Below are 2,289 nucleotides of genomic sequence, written 5' to 3'. Positions count from 1 at the left end.
AAAGGGAAAGAAGGGATATAGAGCCTGTATCTCTTTCTTCCCTTTTATCAAAACCTGAAACGATTAAGAGTGTACGGCCTGTACGGGTGTGTAGGGGTGTTTTTGAAAAACTTGAAAAATGAAATCCAAGGAGGCATAGCTGCACTTGTGGAAATCAGAAAACAAATTTCAGAAACTACACGTACAACCCCGACAACCCGTACACTTTGGCTTAAAAGCATCAGAATGGAAGAGGTTCGTCAGGATCAGGTGGCTCAAAGGGATGGTCAAAGTCCAGCTCCGTCTGTACGGGGTGTACGGGTTGTACGGCATCTGGCTCAGACTTTTCATCTTCCTTTGGAGGCAAAGGCTCGGCAATACGCTCGTAGGTGATGCGAGCACGGCTGCCATTGTTGCGATGCATACCGTCAAGACGAACCCAGCCAGGGATGTCCTCCATGAAGCGATGAACCTTGTTGCAGGTAGGGCTGTACTTGGTATTGGAAGTCTCCATGCCAAGATACTCCATGCAGAAGTCGTACGCATTCACCTGAGTACGGACGAAGTCACCATCATGGGAGTGAGTCTTGTAATAGTTCAGACGTACTGCCTCGTCATGGAACCATGCCTTACGCCAGGATAAAGTCTGCTCCTTCCAGTCGCTTGGCAGGACAAAGTCAAGATAGGTACGCAAGCCATCCTCCAGAGAATCCACCTGATTGTGTCGTTCCTGCAGCTCCTTCATGTCTGCATTCACCTTACGGATAAGATTCTCGATGCGAGGCATGTCGGTCTTGTAGTAGTGCATGGCTTCTGCCCAAAGCTGATCGCGGTTAGTTGCAAGCCGCTGAATACGCTCGAAGGCATCAATCTCGGTAGCCTTGCACTCGACAGGCCAGAAACGACGGTTGCCTGTACTGTCTGCCAGACAGAGAATGTCGTTGGTCGTACCGAAGAAGATACATTGGCGCTTGACATCCACATTGTGCTGACCGTAGGGAGGTCGGTAGCTGTCCGTGGAACTGGAAATGTAGCTCTTGACGCTGCTCGCCTCTTTCTTGGAGAAGGAGTTCATCTCAGCGATTTCCACAATCCACTTACCCTGAAGGGCGATATAGCCATCCTTGGAGTTGATGTCAATGGCAGAGTTGGTCACCCACTCGCCACCCAGCACCTGAGCCAATGAACTCTTGCCAGCACCCTGCTTGCCGATAAAGACAGGCATGAACTGGAGGTTGCACCCGGGTTCGAAGATGCGCTTCACAGACATGACCATGAAGCCAAGGGCAGCCTCACGGTAGAGCTGTGTGTCCTCCGCTTTCAGGTGGTCAATGAAAAGGCTCTCGATGCGTGGAATGCCATCCCACACAAGGGTGTTCAGGTAATCACGCACAGGATGGTAGCTGTTCTCATGGGCTACAATCGTCAGAGCCTTGGCAATCTTCTTGTCGGAGAAGCCGCCCATGCGGTAGCCTTCAAGATAGCTGGCGAGGTAGGCATCACTGGTGTCGTTCCATGGAGCCACCTCCTTCTGCCAAGGCACATCGCGTACATCAATGACTGTGGAGAAGTCATTGTGACGGATCTTCCCTTTGAGAAGGGGATCGTTTGTCAGGATAGCAATGATGTTGTTGATGGTTCCAGCCACCTTGATTGCGCCCTTGCCGCTCTTCTCCCATTTGAGGTCGAATTTCCACCGCTGCTCGGGAGGTGCGCTCTCCCTCTCATCTAATGAAAGGGGGAGCCAGATCTCGTTGTCTAACATCATACGCGTACATTCTTTGGCTTGCGACGATGAGAGGCGAGGACAGCAGCATTGAACTCATCGGCAGACATGGGCACCTCGTTCTTGCGGTTGGCATCAAGCCACTTGTCGAGCTCATCCTGATAGATGACCCAACGCTTGCCGGGCTTGGTGCCAGGGATGATACCCTCTGCCAGCTTCTGATACATGGTGCCAAGGGGCAGACGTGTGTATTCGGCTGCTTCCTCTACGCTCATGGGACGATGTGTGTTCTCTCTCTTCTGCTGAGTTGTTCCGTTCTGAAGGTTCAGCAGTGCCACCTTCATGCCCATCACTTCATCCCGAAGCTGGGCAACGACCTGAGGTAGGTCATTGAAAGTCAATAATTCATTCTTCATGAAAACACTGCGACTTGGAAAGAATCGCGGGACAAAGGAACGAAATGACGCACAAGTGGAGTTGTTTGTTCTCCGTCATTCCTGGATAATTGCACTTCCACGCGGATATGCCCGAAAATTCATGGTTATAGGGTGATAGATGTCAGTAAAAGAGGAAATTGTGAGTAA

2 protein-coding genes are annotated in these 2,289 nt (G+C 51.0%); both read right to left on the bottom strand.

All coding sequences use genetic code 11. The features are described 5' to 3' along the window. Positions 1-220 precede the first annotated feature (220 nt). Positions 221-1,747 (bottom strand): virulence-associated E family protein, encoded by a 1,527-nt coding sequence (locus MJZ26_14910; protein MCQ2107067.1) that lies wholly within the window; start codon positions 1,745-1,747, stop codon positions 221-223. Beyond that, positions 1,744-2,121, bottom strand: a complete 378-nt coding sequence (locus MJZ26_14905) for a helix-turn-helix domain-containing protein (GenBank protein MCQ2107066.1) — start codon at positions 2,119-2,121, stop codon at positions 1,744-1,746. The genes MJZ26_14910 and MJZ26_14905 overlap by 4 nt, the downstream gene beginning before the upstream one ends. Between the last annotated feature and the right edge of the window lie 168 nt (positions 2,122-2,289).

This window comes from Fibrobacter sp. (assembly GCA_024398965.1).
Classification (GTDB): Bacteria; Fibrobacterota; Fibrobacteria; order Fibrobacterales; family Fibrobacteraceae; genus Fibrobacter.
This window is presented reverse-complemented; position numbering and strand designations above follow the sequence as displayed.

What these genes read in the sequence shown, in the direction of transcription:
- MJZ26_14910 (MCQ2107067.1), bottom strand. Translation starts at nt 1,747, where the DNA reads ATGATGTTAGACAACGAGATCTGGCTCCCCCTTTCATTAGATGAGAGG.
- MJZ26_14905 (MCQ2107066.1), bottom strand. Translation starts at nt 2,121, where the DNA reads ATGAAGAATGAATTATTGACTTTCAATGACCTACCTCAGGTCGTTGCC.